The organism is Frigoribacterium sp. RIT-PI-h (genome assembly GCF_001297205.1).
In the GTDB taxonomy this organism is placed as follows: Bacteria; Actinomycetota; Actinomycetes; order Actinomycetales; family Microbacteriaceae; genus Frigoribacterium.
Genome location: NZ_LHOZ01000059.1, coordinates 1 through 16,879 on the forward strand (window position 1 = coordinate 1; position 16,879 = coordinate 16,879).

The following is a 16,879-nucleotide window of genomic DNA, read 5'->3' on the forward strand; positions in this document are numbered from 1 at the left end:
GTGACGCTGCGTGCCCGCTCGTACCGGCTGCCGGGCGGGGGCCGACGGGCTTGGGTGCCGAGCTCGCGGGCTGCGTGGCAGCGCCGGCCGAGGGGGCCTTGGCAGCGGGGGTCGCGGGCTTCGCGGCGCCGGCGAAGGCCTGGCGGAGCTTGCGGGCGACGGGAGGCTCGACGCTGGACGACGGTCCCTTGACGAACTCGCCCATCTCTTTGAGCTTCTCTAGTGCGGTCTTGCTGTCGATCCCCAGCTCGCTGGCGATCTCGTGTACGCGTGGTTTAGCCACAGTTCTCCTGTCTCGGGCCCTTCCCGAGACGGGAGGAGCCCTCAGTTCTGGACGGGTCTCATTTCGAGCCGCTCATTGGTGGTTGCTCATCAGTTGTCCATGTGCCGTTCAGCCTGTTCTGTCGTGGCGATGGGTCGTGACGTGGTGATCCGCGTGAGGTGGGCGCGGAGGTCGTCGACGTCGGGTTCGGAGTCGAGGCGGAGTGCACGACGGAAAGCCCTGCGCTTCACTGCCGACTCGAACGCGTCGATCGACGGCGTCAACCACGCACCCCGCCCGGGAAGGGTCGCGGTCGGATCGACCACGAGACGTCCGTTTCGGGCGACGACCCGCACGAGTACGGATCGCGGAGCGCGCGCTCGAGTACCGATGCACGTTCTAACGGGTTCCACCCTACCCCCTCGGGTCGCCGGACGGGAGACGCCGAAGGCGAACGGCGTGGTGCGCCGGTCGCCCTCGTCGTGTCGCGGCCGTGTCGGAGCGATCAGTCGTCTTCGAGGATGCTGTCCGGCTGGATGTCGATCCGCGCGCCCGTGAGCTTCGCGGCGAGGCGGGCGTTCTGCCCCTCTTTGCCGATCGCGAGCGACAGCTGGTAGTCGGGCACGAGGGCCCGGACGGCCTTGGTGGACGCGTCGATCACGAAGGCCGACGAGACCTTGGCCGGCGACAGCGCGCTGGCGACGAAGGTGGGCAGGTCGCTCGAGTAGTCGACGATGTCGATCTTCTCGTCGTTGAGTTCGGTGGTGACCGCACGGACGCGCTGCCCCATCTCGCCGATGCAGGCACCCTTGGCGTTGACGCCGGGCTCGGTCGCGCGGACGGCCATCTTGGTGCGGTGACCGGCCTCGCGGGCCAGCGAGACGATCTCGACGACACCGCTGGCGATCTCGGGCACCTCGAGGGCGAAGAGTTTGCGCACGAGCGACGGGTGGGTGCGCGAGACCGTGATCTGCGGCCCCTTCGTGCCCTTGCTGACGCCCGTGACGTACACGCGGATGCGCGAGCCGTGGGTGTACTTCTCACCCGGCACCTGCTCTTCGGGCGGCAGGATCGCCTCGACCGTGCCGAGGTCGACGTGGATCATGCGGGGGTTGGGCCCCTGCTGGATCACGCCCGCGACGATGTCGCCCTCACGGCCCTTGAACTGGCCGAGCACCTTGTCGTCGCCGATGTCGCGCAGGCGCTGGTTGATGACCTGCTTGGCGGCGAAGGCGGCGATGCGGCCGAAGTCGCTGGGGCTGTCGACGGACTCGCCGACGACCTCGCCCTCGTCGTCGCGTTCGATGGCGAAGACCGAGACGTGCCCGGTCTTGCGGTCGAGTTCGACGCGAGCAGCCGGGATGCGACTCTCGGGCTGGTTCGTGTGCTTGAGGTAGGCCGTCAGGATGGCCTGCTCGATGATGCGCACGAGTTCGTCGAAGGGGATTTCACGCTCGCGCTCCATGAGACGCAGCACGCTCAGGTCGATGTCCACTGAGGGCCTCCACTATTCAGATCTGCAGGCTGCACGCACGATGGCGCGCACAGCATGGCTCTACGGTACCCGAGAGCGCGGTGCCCGGCGGACCGTTCGCCGGGGTCGGCACCGCGCCTCCTCGGGGTCGTCCCGACCGGGACGAGGAGGCGCGGTGCCGGCGCTCAGGACGCCCGCGGAGCCGTCAGGGTCGCGACGGCCTCGGCCACGGGGACCGGGGTGCGCTCGCCCGTGCGGCGGTCCCAGAGCTCGACGACGCCCTCGCCGGCCGAGCGGCCGACGACGACGATCTGCGGCACGCCGAGAAGTTCGGCGTCGCCGAACTTGACGCCGGGCGAGACCTTGGGACGGTCGTCGGAGAGGACGGCGAGGCGGTGGGCCTCGCGCTCGGCGGTGAGCTTCTCGGCGACCTCGTAGACCACGGGGTCCTTGCCCGTGGCCACGACGTGCACGTCGAAGGGGGCGACGTTCGCGGGCCAGATCAGGCCCTTGGCGTCGTTGTTCGCCTCGGCGATCACCGCGAGGATGCGGGTGACGCCGATGCCGTACGACCCCATCGTGACCGTGACCTGCTTGCCGTTCTCGTCGAGCACCTTGAGGCCGAGCGCCTCGGCGTACTTGCGACCGAGCTGGAAGACGTGGCCGATCTCCATGCCGCGGGCGGTCTCGATCGGACCGGAGCCGTCGGGTGCGGGGTCGCCCTCGCGGACCTGTGCGGCCTCGATGGTGCCGTCCGCGGTGAAGTCGCGACCCATGACCAGGTCGGCGACGTGCACGCCCTTCTCGTTCGCCCCGGTGACCCAGGCCGAACCCTCGACCACGCGGGGGTCGACGAAGTACCGGATGCCCGAGTCGGACTCGCCGCCGAGCACCTGGGGGCCGAGGTAACCGCGGACCAGGACGGGGTTCTTCACGAAGTCGGCGTCGCCGGCGGCCTCGACCTCGGCCGGGGCGAATGCGACCTCGAGCCGCTTCATGTCGACCTCGCGGTCGCCGGGCAGGCCGACGACGACGAGCTCACGGCTTCCGTCGAGGTGACTGAGCGCGACGACGACGTTCTTCAGCGTGTCGGCGGCCGTCCAGGGGCCGGAGTCCCGAGCCTCGTCGGCGTTGAGCTGGGCCACGAGCGAGTCGATGGTCGGCGTGTCGGCGGGGGCCAGGCGGCGGGCGGGGGCGAGGCCCTCGAGCGGGGCCGTGTCGGGGGCGATCGGCGTGAAGGCCTCGACGTTCGCGGGGTAACCGCCGGCCGATCGGACGAAGGGGGCCTCGCCGATGACGGTCGGGGGCAGGAACTCCTCGCTGCGCGAGCCACCCATGGCCCCGGCGTCGGCCTTGACGATGACGTACTCGAGGCCGAGACGGGTGAAGATGCGCTCGTAGGCGTCGCGCTGCTTCTGGTAGCTCTCGTCGAGCCCGGCGTCGGACGCGTCGAACGAGTAGGCGTCTTTCATCGTGAACTCGCGGCCACGCAGCAGGCCGGCCCGGGGCCGCGCCTCGTCGCGGTACTTGTCCTGGATCTGGAACAGCGTCAGGGGCAGGTCTTTGTACGACGAGTAGAGGTCTTTCACCAACAAGGTGAAGGCCTCTTCGTGAGTGGGGGCCAGCAGGTAGTCGGCGTCCTTGCGGTCCTTCAGCCGGAACATGCCGTCGCCGTACTCGGTCCAGCGCCCGGTGGCCTCGTAGGGCTCACGGGGCAGCAGGGCGGGGAAGTGCACCTCTTGGGCACCGGCGGCCTGCATCTCGTCGCGGATGACCGCCTCGATCCTGGCCTTGACGCGCAGGCCGAGCGGCAGCCAGGCGAAGACGCCCGGCGCCTGACGCCGGATGTACCCGGCTCGGACGAGCAGCCGGTGGCTGGTCACCTCGGCGTCGGAGGGGTCTTCTCGGAGGGTGCGGACGAAGAGCTGGGAGAGACGTGTGGACACCCGTCCAGCTTAGGGCCGCCCCGGGTCACCACGGCTTGCCGTCGTAGTCGCCCGGGTTCTGCTCGTAGTAGCGGTCGCGGTCGGTGTCTTGTTGCTGCTCCTGCTGGCTCTGCTCGCCCTTCTGCTGCAGCTGGTCGAGGGGGTCGTCGGACTTGGCCTGCCCCTCGCCCTCGCCCGGCGCGTCTCCCCCGGCACCGGGATCGCTGCCGTCGTCGCCTCCGGGCTGCTGCTCGTCGCCCTGGCCCCCCTGGGCCTGCTGCCCCTTTTCGTCGAGGCGCTGCTGAGCGTCGTCGAGCGGCTCCGAGGTGTCGGGTTGCCGGGGGTCCTCCGGCGGCTGGAAGCAACCCTCGGGCGCTTCGTCGACGGTCTTCTGCCCGAGTTCGTACAACGCCTCGGCGTCGGCGTAGCGCAGTTCGAGCAGGGCGGCGTCGCCCTGCGCCTCGATCGTGAGCACCAGGTTGACCCGGATCACACACGAGATCGTCGCGTCCTCGGGGGCGAGGTCGAGCGCCGTGACGAACTCTTGCCGTGCCACGTCGAGAACGCCGATCTGCGCGTAGGCGGTGCCCCGGTCGAAGTGGTGCACCCACGGCTCGACCACGTTGGCGACGCCGAGCGGCTCCGAGAGGGAGACGCTGCGTTCGAACTGCTCATCACCGTACGACCACTGCGTCAGGGCGGCGAACGTGGGCAGGCTGAGCAGCTTGAGCGCGACGAGCAGCACCACGAGGACGACCGGGGCCGACCAGAGCAGCAGCCGACGCCGGAGGCGCTTGCGGTACTGCTCGACGGTGGGACCGGCCTCGGCCTCGTGGGCGCGGCGGATCTCGTCGACGGGCGGCGGGACGAGGGTGTCGGTCACGGGCGTGCTCCCCTCCAGGGTCGGGTGTCGTCGACGGCCGACGTCGCGGCACGGCCACGCCCACGGCCCGGCCCACGCTCGTCGCGCAGGGTCCGGGTCGGGCGGACCTCGCCCAGGGCCCTGGCCACGAGGGCGACGTCCATCAAGAGCAGGAGGAACGCCGGGATCGCGGCGATCCAGTAGAGGTCGATCAGGCTGTCGGCCCGCCCCTCGTCCGAGGTGACGGCCCCGTCCCGGGCGTCCGCGACGGCGGCATCGACGGACGTGTCGGCCGTGCGGTGCACGTACGGCACGCCGAGCTGATCGGCGATGCGCCGGAGGACGTCCTCGTCGATCGTCGAGACGGCGTCGGGATCGCCGGGCTGCGTGCGGTCCTGGATGTACTCCATGGTCGAGTACTCGTCGCCGTAGCCGTCGAAGACGCGCATCTTGCCCCCCTGCTCGGTGCCGTGGCCGAAGACGGCCCCGCCGTCGACGTCGCCCGCCGAGGCCGCGAAGCTCTCGGGCTCGGTGCCGCTGGTCTGCTCGCCGTCACCGAGGTAGTAGACGACGTTGGCCCGCTCGGGGGCGCTCTGCCGAGCCTCGGTCAACCGCTCGGCCAGCAGGTCGTTCGCCTCGCTGACGGAACTGCCGCTCGAGTAGTAGGTGACCTCTTGGTTCATGGCGTCCGCAGCGGCGACCACGGCGGAGGCGTCGTCGGTCAGCGGCGTCCGCAAGACGGCGGTGCTGTCGAAGGACAGCAGCGAGAACCGGGCGCCCGCCAGCTGCGAGGTCATCTCGGCGATGTCTGCCCGCACCCCGTCGAGACGACGCTGGCCGTCGCCCCAGTCCTCGGCCGCAATGCTCGAGGTCGTGTCGACCACGAAGAAGACGTTGAGCTGGGCGACCGACGCCTGGGCCGACCCGCCGGGGAGGCTCGGCCGCACGGCGACGACGAGGAGCAGGGCGACGATCACGAGACGCCGTACCCAGGTGAGCAGGGCCCGTCGTCGGCCCCGCTCGGCCACGACGCGCCAGCCGGTGAACCCGAGCAGGGCGACGGCGGCCACGCCGAGGAGCCACCAGGGCAGCACGGGCTGGAAGACCAGCGCGCGGGCGATCACAGCCGCACCCGCCAGAGCATCACGAGCCCGCCCATCGCGACGAGCAAGGCGGCGATCGCCAGAGCCTGCGGATGGTCGGTCACCACGAGCCGTCGGGCCCCCGTGAACAGCCCCGCCTCGCGGGCGTCGATCTCGTCGACGATCTGCGGCACGGTCGTCGAATCGTCGAGGGCGTAGTAGCCACCGTCGGTCGACTCGGCCGCGGTGCGCAGTTCGGCGGCGACCTGGTCGGCCACGGCGTCCGTTGCGTGGTCGGCGGGGTTCACGGCGTACACGCGGACGTCGCGCTCGGTCGCCAGGTCGGCTGCCTCGGTGAGCGTGAGCAGGGCCTTGCCGTTGACGTAGTTGTCGGTGGCCAGCACCACCGACTTGGGTCGCGTGCTGTCGTCGTCGCCGAAGCCGAGCACGCACGAGGCCAGGCCGTCACCGATCAACGAGGCACCGTCACCGAGGTCGGTGCCCGTCCAGTAACGGGTCCCGTTCTCGCCCATCGTGTCGAACGAGTCGCGGTACTGCTCGAGTTGCGTCCGGACGAAGTCGTAGTCGTCGGTGAGCGGGAACGCCTGCACGGCCGAGCTGTCGAAGAGGTACAGCCCGACGCGTTCGCCGTCGAGCCCCTGCGAGAGGGTCGAGAACGTGTCGACGATCTGGGAGTCGACCTCGGTCATGGAGCCCGACACGTCGAGGCAGAGCATGATGTCGCGCTTGTACGACTGGGGTTCGACGACGTCGGTGCTCGAGACGCGGGCCGCGAGCAGGACGCTGAGGCCGGTCAGCGCCACCATGGCGACGAGCACGACCGCGAGCGCGGCACGGTAGCGCCGGACGACGCGCTGGTAGGCGGGCAGCGCGGTCAGTCGCTCGCCGTGAGCGACCGGGACGCCGAGACGACGGAGGCGCGCCCTGTCTCGGCGCCTCCACCGCACGTAGAGCCACGCCGCCACCGCCACGACCGCCAGTGCGACCAGCGGCAACCACCAGAAGATCAGCCCCATGACGACACCAGGTCTCTCGCGGTGGCGACGGCACGGGTGGTGTCGCCGGGCTCTTCGAGTCGGAAGGCCGGCGGGTAGTACTGCTCGACCGCGCCGACGAGCCGGGGCAGGTTCGACTCGCGCAGGTCGGCGAGGGTCATCACGTGCGTGTCGACGCCGTTCGTCTCGTGCGCGAAGAACCGCAACAGCAGGCTGAGCCGGGAATGCACCCCGCGGTCGTTGAGCCGCCCCGAGATCGCGGCCGTCTCGACCTCGTCGATGAGGGCGAGGTACTTCGCCTTGGTGTCGGCGAGGGCAGCCGGTCGGGACGCCGCCTGGGCCGCTCGCCGCGCCGGGGGAAGTCGGCGTGCCGAGAAACGGAACACGAAGACGTACCAGGCGACCACGAGGGCCAGCCCGACCAGGCCCAGAACGAGCCAGAGCACCCAGAGCGGGTACTGGTAGGGCCCGAAGAAGTCGTCAGCGCCCGACACGGCGGTGCTTCTCGATCAGGGCGAACAGGCCCGGCACGACCTCGGCCTGGCTGCCGAGTCGCTGGCTGCTGATGCCGAGGGCCAGGAGTTCGCGCTCGGTGTCGCCCGTGCGGCGGAGGGACGACTCGTCGAACTCGCGCCGGAGCTGCGCGTTCTCGCGGAGGTAGGCCGGCAGCCCGGACATCTCTCGCACGTCGAAGACCTCGCCCGCGTGGCCCGCACGGGTCATCAGGTCGGCGTCGCCGATCGTCAGCCAGACGACCTCGTGCTGGGCGCGCAGACGGCGGAGCAAGCGGGTGATGCGCTCGTCGATCGCGACGTCGTCGGTGACCACCAGCAGCATCGAGCGGCGTCGGATGCCGCGGGCGACCCACTCGAGGACCGAGGCGAGGTCGCTGGTCGGGGCGTCGAGGTCGACCCGTCGGTCGACCTGCCGCAGGAGGGTCTCGAGGTGGGCCTCGGTCGCGCCGGCCGGGTGTGCGCGAGTACCGGACGAGTCGCCCGCCACCAGGGAAACGACATCGCCGTGCTTCGCGGCGATGTAGGCGAGGGCGCCCGCCGCCATCAGCGCGATGTCTTTCTTGGACTCGCCGCTCGTGGCCGTCGCCGCCATGTTGCGACCGGTGTCCATCACCAGGACGAGGTTCTGCCGTCGGCTGGCGATGTACCGCTTGACCAGCGGCTCGCCGTGACGGGCCGTGGCCTTCCAGTCGATGTCTTTCACCTCGTCGCCCGGGACGTAGGCCCGGAGGTCGTCGAAGTCGTGGCTGCGCCCGTGGTGCACCGAGGCGTAGCCGCCCTCGAGCAGGTCGATGGTGCGGCGATGGGCGAAGAGTCCCATCTTCGTCCGCACGCGCAACAGCAGGCTGGCCACCGGCGTCAGGGGGTCTGGACGGCGCCGAACACGGCGTCGATGATCGTCTCGGGCGCGACCTCGTCGGCGGTCGCCTCGTAGTTCAGGATCATGCGGTGTCGCAGCACGGAGTGCCGCAGGTGCTTGACGTCTTCGGGGATGACGTAGTCGCGACCGTGCAGCAGGGCCAGGGCACGGGCCGCCTGCATGAAAGCGATGCTGGCCCGGGGGCTGGCCCCGAACTCGACGTAGTCGGCGAGGGTGGCCGGGATGTACTGCTGCGGGTGCCGCGTGACGTAGATGAGCTGCACGATGTAGTTGACGATCGACGCGTCGACGTAGACGCGCTTGGCCAAGTCTTGCAGGTAGACGACGTCGGCCAGGCCGACGCCCGTGGACGGCGCGGCGGCCTCGTCGTAGACGCCGCTCTCGATGCGCCGGATGATCTCGGCCTCTTCGGCCGGCGTCGGGTAGTCGAGGATCTCTTTCAACAGGAAGCGGTCGAGCTGCGCCTCGGGCAGCTGGTAGGTGCCCTCTTGCTCGATCGGGTTCTGCGTGGCCAGGACGAGGAAAGGCGACGGCAGCCGGTAGACCGTGCCGCCGATGGTGGTCTGCCGCTCTTGCATCGCCTCGAGCATGGCGCTCTGGGTCTTGGCGCTCGACCGGTTGATCTCGTCGAGCAGGACGAAGTTCGAGTGGACCGGCCCGAGCTGGGTGACGAACGTCGACTTCTGGGCGTCGTAGATCTGGGTGCCCGTGATGTCGCTCGGCAACAGGTCGGGCGTGCACTGGATGCGCCGGAAGCTGGCGTCGATCGACTGGGCGATGGTCTGGGCGGGGGTCGTCTTGGCCAGCCCCGGGACGCTCTCGAGCAGGCCGTGCCCGCCGGTGATCAGAGCGACGAGCAGGGTGTCACGGAGGGCCGTCTGACCCACGACCTTGCGAGAGAACGCCTGCGACACCGCCCCGACGATCTGCCGGGCCCGCTCGAGCTCGGCGGGCGTCACGGGGGCCGAGGCCGGCGGCGGGGTCTGGCCGGCAGTGGCGGCGGCGGGCGCGCGCCCCCCTGTAAACCAGTCCCCCGACAGCCCCGGGGCCCACGGCCCCGGGCCTCCTCGACGCAGCGCGCGCCCCGCCAGCCCGTTGCCGAGGAACTGGACGAGCTGCACCGGGACGATGATCAGCAGCACCGCGGCCCAGGGCACGACCGGGTCGAACTGCCGGTAGCCGTAGAGCGGGGGGAAGTTGCCGAGCCCCCCCCCGCCGATGTACCCGGCCACCGCCGACATGTCGACCAGCGCGACGAAGATGAACGTGTACCCGAGGACGAGCGGTCCGAGCGCCTCGGGCAGCAGAACCGTACCGATGATGCGGGCCGGGCCCGCCCCCGCGGCTCGGGCCGCCTCGATGACGCCCGGCTGCACGGTGAGCAGGTTCTGCTCGACGATGCGCGAGATCGCGAACGATGCGGCGAGCGACAGGGTGAAGATGATGGCCGGGTTGCCGCTGCCCGAACCGATGACGAACCTCGCCAACGGCTGGGCCGCGGCCAGGAAGATGATGAACGGGATCGGTCGGAACACGTTCACGACCACGTTCAGCACACCGGAGACGACGCGGTTCGCGAACAGCGCCCCGGCCCGCGGCGGGGAGGGCGCCAGGCCGAGCACGGGCCCGCCGATGCCACCGAAGAGCAGCGTCAGGGCGACGATGTAGACGGTCTCGACGGCCGCCTGCCACAGCATCGGCTGCAGCTCGATCAGGGAGTCCATGTCAGCGTCCTTCCGTGGGTGCGGCCGAGGTCGTCGGCGAGGCGGGCAGTTCGGTCGCGTTGTCGCCCAGCTCGGCGACGGCCGCGCGGACGGCCTCGTCGTCGCCGGTCACGGCGAGGGTCAGGGTGCCGAAGGTGCGCCCCTGGATGTCGTTCACGCCACCGAAGACGATCTCGAACGAGAGGCCGTGACGGGCGAGCAGGGCGAAGACGTCTCGCTGGTCGACGCCGCCCTCGGCGATGCGCACCGACACCAGGGTGCCGTCGTGCCGGCCTCGCAACGCCTCGAGCTCGTCGCCGTGGGGCGTGCCCGCGATGACGGTCGAGACGAACCGTTTGGTCGACGCCTGCTGCGGGTCGGAGAACACCTCGAAGGTGGGGCCGGTCTCGACGACACGGCCGGAGTCCATCACGGCCACCCGGTCGGCGATCGACTTGATGACGTCCATCTCGTGGGTGATCACGACGATGGTGATGCCGAGCTCGGCGTTGACGCGCTTGAGCAGCGCGAGCACCTCGCTCGTCGTCTCGGGGTCGAGCGCGCTCGTCGCCTCGTCGGCCAGCAGGATGCGGGGGTTCGTCGCGAGCGCCCGGGCGATGCCGACGCGCTGCTTCTGTCCACCCGAGAGCTGGTCCGGCCGCGCGTGGGCCTTGTCGCCGAGGCCGACGAAGTGGAGCAGGTCGCTGATGCGCCGCTGGTGCTCGGCCTTGGGCACGCCCGCCGCCTTGAGCGGGAACTCGACGTTGCCCCAGACCGTCTTCGACGAGAAGAGGTTGAACTGCTGGAAGATCATGCCGATGCCGGCCCGGACCCCGCGCAGGTCGCGCTCACGCAGGCCCGTGATCTCGCGACCGTCGACGCGGATGCTCCCGCTCGTCGTGGGCTCGAGGGCGTTGACGAGGCGCACCAGGGTGCTCTTCCCCGCTCCCGAGTAGCCGATGATGCCGAAGATCTCGCCCTCGGCGATCTCGAGGCTGACGCCGTCGACCGCGGTCAGCGGTGCGGCGCCCTTCTCGCGGGGCGGGTACGTCTTGACGACGTCGGTCAGGGTGATGGCGGGCACGCGTTCTCCTCGGCACGGGCGGAGGCCCGGACCGCGGGCGGGTGCCTGCGCGCGGTCCGGGCCGGGGGTGGCGACCTGGTGGGGTCAGCCGTTCTGTTCGACGAGCTTCTCGGTCTCGGTCAGCGATTTCTCGAGGTCGCTCACGGGGATCTTCGTGATGATCGCCGTGCCGCCCGAGTTGTCGACGACGCCGTCGGTGACGGCCTTGGTGTCCTGGTAGATCTGCACGAGCTTCTGGTAGGTGGCGTTGTCCTTGTCCTCCGCACGGGCGGCGAAGACGTTGGCGTACGGCACCGACGAGGGGTCGTTGGGGTCGTCCTGGGCGATGACGTCGTCGGTCGACAGGCCGGCCTTCGTCGCGAAGTCGTTGTTGATGATCGCGCCGGCGTAGTCGGGCAGCGACGTGGCGGCGAGGTCGGCGCTCACCGTGGCGACCTTGACCTTCGACTTCGACTCGTCGACGTCGTTGACGCCCGAGAAGATCGTCCCGCCGTCCTTCAGCGAGACCAGGCCGTTCGACTGCAGCACGAGCAGGGCGCGGGCCAGGTTGCTCGAGTCGTCTGGGATCGCGATGGTGTCGCCCTGCTGGAAGTCGCTCAGCTCGGTGTACTTCGACGAGTACAGCGGCAGGGGGTAGATCGCCGTCGAACCGATCGGCACGATGTCGTTGCCCGAGGCCACGTCGTACTGCGCGAGGTAGACGATGTGCTGGAACTGGTTCAGGTCGATCTCGCCGTCGGCGAGGGCCGGGTTCGGCTGCTCGTAGTCCGAGTAGTCCACGAGGTCGACCGTGATGCCCTCGTCGGCCGCGGCCTGGACGAAGTCGGCCCAGTAGGGGTCGCTCGCGCCGACGACGCCGATGCGGACGGTCTCGTCGTCGCCACCGCCACGGGTGAGTCCGCTCGCGATGCCGGCGGCGGCGAGCACGGCGACGACCGCGACGATGATGGCGATCAGGCGACCGGGGCCCTTCTTGGGGGCGTCGATCAGGGGGGCGCTGCTGGTCATGGGTTCCTCTCGGGGCGCTGCGGGAGCACCGCTCGGGGGTGGGCCGAGGCTGTCGCGGTGCGTCGTCCATGCTGGCCGACGCCCCGGGGCGCGTCACATCGGGGCGTCACACGACGACACACGGCCGGGGCGACCCCGGGCACGGACGCGACCACAGGCAGGAGGCGCGGTGCGAGAACACTCGCACCGCGCCTCCTGCAGGGGGTCGCGTCGCCCCCGGGGCGTACCGGGTCAGACGGTGACGACCTCGGGCGAGCCCAGCTCGCCGGGGGGCATCTCGGCGGCGAGGCGGTTGGCCTCGTCGATGAGCGTCTGGACGATCTCGGACTCGGGCACGGTCTTGATGACCTCTCCCTTGACGAAGATCTGGCCCTTGCCGTTGCCGGACGCGACGCCGAGGTCGGCCTCGCGGGCCTCGCCCGGGCCGTTGACGACGCAGCCCATGACGGCGACGCGCAGGGGCACGGTCATGCCCTCGAGCCCGTCGGTGACGTCGTTGGCGAGCTTGTAGACGTCGACCTGGGCACGACCGCAGCTGGGGCAGCTGACGATCTCGAGCTTGCGCTCGCGCAGGTTGAGCGACTGCAGGATCTGCAGACCGACCTTGACCTCTTGGGCGGGCGGGGCACTGAGGCTGACGCGGATGGTGTCGCCGATGCCCTCACTCAGCAGGATGCCGAACGCCGTGGCCGACTTGATCGTGCCCTGGAACTCGGGACCGGCCTCGGTGACGCCGAGGTGCAGGGGCCAGTCGCCGCGCTCGGCGAGCTGGCGGTAGGCCTTGACCATGACGATCGGGTCGTTGTGCTTGACCGAGATCTTGAAGTCGTGGAAGTCGTGCTCTTCGAACAGCGAGGCCTCCCACACGGCGGACTCGACGAGCGCCTCGGGGGTGGCCTTGCCGTACTTCTGCAGGATGCTGGGCTCGAGCGAGCCGGCGTTGACGCCGATGCGGATCGAGACGCCGGCCGCCTTCGCCGCAGCGGCGATCTTGCCGACCTGGTCGTCGAACTTGCGGATGTTGCCGGGGTTGACGCGGACGGCCGCACAACCGGCGTCGATCGCCTGGTAGACGTAGTTGGGCTGGAAGTGGATGTCGGCGATGACCGGGATCTGGCTCTTCTTCGCGATGATCGGAAGGGCCTCGGCGTCGTCACGGCTCGGCACGGCGACGCGCACGATGTCGCAGCCGCTGGCCGTGAGCTCGGCGATCTGCTGCAGGGTGGCGTTGATGTTGGGGGTCGGAGTCGTGGTCATCGACTGCACGCTGACGGGGGCGTCGCCACCCACGAGCACCTTGCCGACCTTGATCTGCCGCGTCTTGCGGCGCGGGGCGAGGACTTCGGGGACCTTCGGCATTCCGAGATTGACTGCTGGCACGGTGTCATCGTAAACCTCGGCGCTGGACGCCGCGTGACGGGCGGGTGACCGGCCCGTCACGCGACGCTCGCCACGGGTCGTCAGCCGAAGATGTCGATCGGGTTCACGATGTCGGCGTAGGTCAGCAGGACGGTCATGCCCCCGAGCAGGATCACGATGGCGAAGGTCACGGGGATGGCCTTGGCCGTGTCGACGGGGCCCGGATCGGGACGGCGGAAGAGCTTGGCGAAGCCGCGGCGGATCGCCTCGATCAGGGCGCCGGCCACGTGGCCGCCGTCGAGCGGCATCAGCGGCACCAGGTTGAACACGAACAGCGCGACGTTGAGGCTCGCGAGCAGACCGACGAGGGTGCTGATGCGGTCGACCACCGGGATGGTGTCGAGGCTCGCGATCTCGCCCGCCATGCGCCCGACGCCGACGACGCTGACGGGGCCGTTCGGGTCGCGCTCGGCCCCGCCGAAGGCGGCCTGGGCCACCCCGACGAGACGCTGCGGCAGCGTGACGATGACGTCGACGACGTGTGCGATGTTGTCGCCGACGGCCGGCAGCACGGCCGTCACGGGCTCGCGCACCTTCTCGTAGGCGAAGCCGATGCCGACGAAGCCGACCTCTTGCGTCTGCGAGCCGCCGTCGGGGTTCGTCGCCACGGCCCCGCTCGACGTGGTCACGTAGCGTTCGGACAGCGCCGGCGTCACCTGCAGCGTGCGCTCGGTGCCGTCGCGGTCGACGACGACGTCGAGGGTGTCACCGGGCGAACGCTGCAGGATGCTCGTGATCTGGTCGCCGTCGGTGACGGTCGTGCCGTCGATCGACACGATCCGGTCGCCGTTCAGCATGCCCGCGGCGTAGGCGGGGGCCTCGGGTGCGTCGGACGGGCAACTCGTCTCGGTCGACCCGGCGGGCAGGACGCAGGTGCTGACGCTGCCGACGGTCGTGCTCGCCTGCTGGACGCCGAAGCCGCAGAGCAGCACGGCGAACAGCACGATCGCGATGAGCAGGTTCATGAAGGGCCCGCCGAGCATGATGACGACGCGCTTGTACACGGGCAGGCGGTAGAAGGTGCGCGACTCGTCGCCCTCGTCGACGGTCTCGGCGCTGGCGGTCCGGGCGTCCTGCACGAGGGTGTTGAAGAAACCGGTGCTCGACTGGCGCGCGCCTCCCCCGGTCTTGCCCGGAGGGAACATGCCCGACATCGAGATGTAGCCGCCGAGGGGCAGCGCCTTGACGCCGTACTCGGTCTCGCCCTTCTTGCGCGAGAAGACGGTCGGCCCGAAGCCGATCATGTACTGGCCGACCTTCACGCCGAACTTCTTCGCCGGCACGAGGTGGCCCACCTCGTGCAGGGCGATCGACACGGCCAACCCGACGACCATGACCAGGACGCCGAGCACGAAGAGGAGGATCGTCTGCACCGGGCAAGGGTAGCCGCCCGTGGCCGGACGTCCACCGCGCCGATGCCATGACGACGCTGGGGGCCCCGAACTGGGGCGGCGGGCTCAGCGGGCGAGCAGCGCGTCCGCCTCGGCCCGTGCCCAGCGTTCGGCGTCGAGCACGCCCTCGAGGCTGCTCTCGCCCGCGGTGTGCCGGTCGACGACGGCCTCGACGACGTCGAGGATGTCGAGGTACCCGACGCGTCCCGCGTGGAACGCCAGGACGGCCTGCTCGTTGGCCGCGTTGAAGACGGCCGGGTAGGTGCCCCCGGCCCGCCCGACCTGCTTGGCGAGCCGGACGGCCGGGAAGGCCTGCTCGTCGAGCGGCTCGAAGGTCCAGGTGGAGGCGCGGGTCCAGTCGAGCGGGACGCCCACCCCGTCGACGCGGTCCGGCCAGGCGAGTCCGAGCGAGATCGGCAGGCGCATGTCGGGGGGCGAGGCCTGGGCGATGGTCGAGCCGTCGACGAACTCGACCATCGAGTGGACGATCGACTGAGGGTGCACCGTGACGTCGATGTGGTCGTAGTCGACGTCGAACAGCAGGTGCGCCTCGATCACCTCGAGCCCCTTGTTGACCAGGGTCGACGAGTTCGTCGTGACGACCAGGCCCATGTCCCAGGTGGGGTGCGCGAGCGCCTCGCGGGGGGTGACGTCGGCCAGCGAGTCCCGCGTGCGACCGCGGAACGGCCCGCCCGACGCCGTCAGGACCAGCCGCCGCACCTCGCGGTCGGTGCCCGACCGAAGGGCCTGCGCGATCGCCGAGTGCTCGGAGTCGACCGGCACGATCTGACCGGGGGCGGCCCGCTGCGTCACGAGGTCGCCACCGACGATCAGGCTCTCCTTGTTCGCCAGGGCGAGCGAGGCACCCGAGTCGAGGGCGGCGAGGGTCGGCGCGAGGCCGACCGAGCCCGTGATGCCGTTCAGGACGACGTCGGCCTGGACGTCGCGGACGAGCTGCACCGATTCGTCGGTGCCGAGGGCCGTGTGCTCGACGCCGAACTCGGCCGCCTGGGCGGCCACGCCCTGGCGGTCGGAGCCGGCGGAGAGGCCGACAACCTCGAAGAGGTCGGGGTGGGCCCGGACGACGTCGAGGGCCTGGACCCCGATCGAACCGGTGGAGCCGAGGATCGTGATGCGACGCATGGGGTCAGCCTAGGGCGAGCACCGGCGGGGCCGTTCGCCGCGACGGGGGGCCGGTGGCGGGGGGACCCGTGGCCGGAGACCCACGGCTAGGCGACGGCGAGGATGTCGATCACGAAGACGAGCGTGTCGGTGCCGCCGATGCCGGCCGAGGGCTGACCGGCCTCGCCGTAGCCCTCGGCGGGCGGGATGATCACCACGACCTGCGAGCCGACCGTCTGACCGATCATGGCCTCGGCGAACCCGGGCACGACCTGGTCGGTCGAGAACGGCGTCGGCGTGCCCTTGCCCCAGCTCTGGTCGAAGACCTCGCCGGTGGTCCAGTTGACGCCCTGGTACTGGACGGTGACGTTCGCGGGGTCGGGGACGATGGGACCGTCGCCCTTCCTGAGGACCTCGATCCGCAGGTCGGACGGCGGGTCGGTGCCGGGCGGGATGGTCACGGTCGGCTGACCGTCGTCGGCGAGCTCGACCGCCGGGAAGCCGTCCGCCGGAGGCTGGGCCTCACCCGTCGCCCTGGTCGGCACGATGGAGACGACGTCGGCGACGATGACCACGGGCGTGGGCGTGGCGGCCTGCTCCCCCGCGGTCGCCGTCGTCATGTCGGCCGCCGAGGCGACGGTCACCGTTCGGCTGCCCGAGGGCACGCAGGCGATCGCGTCGACGATGCCCGGCACGTAGTAGTCGGTGCTCACCGTGAGCTGCGTGGGCTGCTGGCCCTCGTCGAAACCGGCCGACGTGACCTCGGCCCCGGTGGTCGCGTCGTAGACCGCGATGCGGACGTTGGCCACCGCGCCCTGAGCGGCGACCTCGCCGCTGCCCTCGACCAGGGTCGTGCGTTGGGTCGACGTGACGTCGAGCGGGGTGTCGAAGCTGACCTCGGGCGCGGCCTCGACCTCGCCCGTGACGTCGACGCCGTCGGACAACGACCCCGACTCGGGCGCCTTGCAGTCGCCGGACGCACCACTCGCCGTGGGCGCCGGCTGGTCGGAACCACCCGTGCAACCGCTCAGGGCGAGAGCGACGAGCGGGACGGCCGCCAGGGCGACGAGCCGTCCTCGACGGACACGGGTGGACGGACGAGGAGGCGCGGTGCGGGTCATCGAGGAGTCGTCTCG

Annotated in this window: 16 protein-coding genes and 1 pseudogene; all 17 read right to left on the bottom strand. The window is 70.7% G+C overall.

Going from position 1 to position 16,879, the window contains the following annotated elements; all coding sequences use genetic code 11:
* On the bottom strand, positions 1-283 hold a 283-nt coding region (locus AEQ27_RS05525; RefSeq protein ID WP_152970188.1), incomplete at its 3' end, for a translation initiation factor IF-2 N-terminal domain-containing protein.
* Between the two features lie 89 nt (positions 284-372).
* Positions 373-675: a YlxR family protein gene (locus AEQ27_RS05530; RefSeq protein WP_054145759.1), complete on the bottom strand. Its 303-nt coding sequence runs from the start codon at positions 673-675 to the stop codon at positions 373-375.
* A gap of 92 nt (positions 676-767) precedes the next feature.
* A complete protein-coding gene (nusA, locus tag AEQ27_RS05535) occupies positions 768-1,757 on the bottom strand; it encodes a transcription termination factor NusA (protein ID WP_054145760.1) in 990 nt (329 codons plus the stop codon).
* Between the two features lie 164 nt (positions 1,758-1,921).
* Complete coding sequence (locus AEQ27_RS05540; RefSeq protein WP_054145761.1) at positions 1,922-3,682, bottom strand: proline--tRNA ligase; 1,761 nt, start codon at positions 3,680-3,682, stop codon at positions 1,922-1,924.
* A gap of 25 nt (positions 3,683-3,707) precedes the next feature.
* Positions 3,708-4,544, bottom strand: coding sequence for a hypothetical protein (locus AEQ27_RS05545; RefSeq protein ID WP_054145762.1), 837 nt, complete (start codon positions 4,542-4,544; stop codon positions 3,708-3,710).
* Positions 4,541-5,647 carry a VWA domain-containing protein gene (locus AEQ27_RS05550; protein ID WP_054145763.1) on the bottom strand — a complete coding sequence of 369 codons (1,107 nt, stop codon included), beginning with the start codon at positions 5,645-5,647 and terminating at the stop codon, positions 4,541-4,543. The genes AEQ27_RS05545 and AEQ27_RS05550 overlap by 4 nt, the downstream gene beginning before the upstream one ends.
* The gene (locus tag AEQ27_RS05555) at positions 5,644-6,642 is read right to left on the bottom strand and encodes a VWA domain-containing protein (protein ID WP_054145764.1); all 999 of its coding nucleotides are present in this window, start codon (positions 6,640-6,642) and stop codon (positions 5,644-5,646) included. The genes AEQ27_RS05550 and AEQ27_RS05555 overlap by 4 nt, the downstream gene beginning before the upstream one ends.
* Positions 6,633-7,115, bottom strand: coding sequence for a hypothetical protein (locus AEQ27_RS05560; protein ID WP_054145765.1), 483 nt, complete (start codon positions 7,113-7,115; stop codon positions 6,633-6,635). Before AEQ27_RS05560 ends, AEQ27_RS05555 begins: the two co-directional genes overlap by 10 nt.
* Positions 7,102-7,989, bottom strand: coding sequence for a DUF58 domain-containing protein (locus AEQ27_RS05565; protein ID WP_054145766.1), 888 nt, complete (start codon positions 7,987-7,989; stop codon positions 7,102-7,104). The genes AEQ27_RS05560 and AEQ27_RS05565 overlap by 14 nt, the downstream gene beginning before the upstream one ends.
* 5 nt (positions 7,990-7,994) lie before the next feature.
* Positions 7,995-8,975, bottom strand: coding sequence for a MoxR family ATPase (locus tag AEQ27_RS18035; protein ID WP_054145804.1), 981 nt, complete (start codon positions 8,973-8,975; stop codon positions 7,995-7,997).
* 108 nt (positions 8,976-9,083) lie between these two features.
* Positions 9,084-9,740 (bottom strand): annotated as a pseudogene (locus AEQ27_RS18040) (methionine ABC transporter permease); the annotation flags it as partial.
* A gap of 1 nt (position 9,741) precedes the next feature.
* A complete protein-coding gene (locus AEQ27_RS05575) occupies positions 9,742-10,803 on the bottom strand; it encodes a methionine ABC transporter ATP-binding protein (RefSeq protein WP_054145767.1) in 1,062 nt (353 codons plus the stop codon).
* An 84-nt stretch (positions 10,804-10,887) separates the two neighbouring features.
* Complete coding sequence (locus AEQ27_RS05580; protein WP_054145768.1) at positions 10,888-11,811, bottom strand: MetQ/NlpA family ABC transporter substrate-binding protein; 924 nt, start codon at positions 11,809-11,811, stop codon at positions 10,888-10,890.
* Positions 11,812-12,042: 231 nt separating this feature from the next.
* Positions 12,043-13,191: a flavodoxin-dependent (E)-4-hydroxy-3-methylbut-2-enyl-diphosphate synthase gene (gene ispG, locus AEQ27_RS05585; protein ID WP_171007237.1), complete on the bottom strand. Its 1,149-nt coding sequence runs from the start codon at positions 13,189-13,191 to the stop codon at positions 12,043-12,045.
* An 80-nt stretch (positions 13,192-13,271) separates the two neighbouring features.
* Positions 13,272-14,603 carry an RIP metalloprotease gene (locus AEQ27_RS05590; protein WP_200908327.1) on the bottom strand — a complete coding sequence of 444 codons (1,332 nt, stop codon included), beginning with the start codon at positions 14,601-14,603 and terminating at the stop codon, positions 13,272-13,274.
* A gap of 84 nt (positions 14,604-14,687) precedes the next feature.
* Positions 14,688-15,764 carry a 1-deoxy-D-xylulose-5-phosphate reductoisomerase gene (gene dxr / locus AEQ27_RS05595; RefSeq protein ID WP_054145769.1) on the bottom strand — a complete coding sequence of 359 codons (1,077 nt, stop codon included), beginning with the start codon at positions 15,762-15,764 and terminating at the stop codon, positions 14,688-14,690.
* A gap of 86 nt (positions 15,765-15,850) precedes the next feature.
* Positions 15,851-16,864 (bottom strand): FKBP-type peptidyl-prolyl cis-trans isomerase, encoded by a 1,014-nt coding sequence (locus AEQ27_RS05600; protein ID WP_054145770.1) that lies wholly within the window; start codon positions 16,862-16,864, stop codon positions 15,851-15,853.
* Positions 16,865-16,879: the final 15 nt, after the last annotated feature.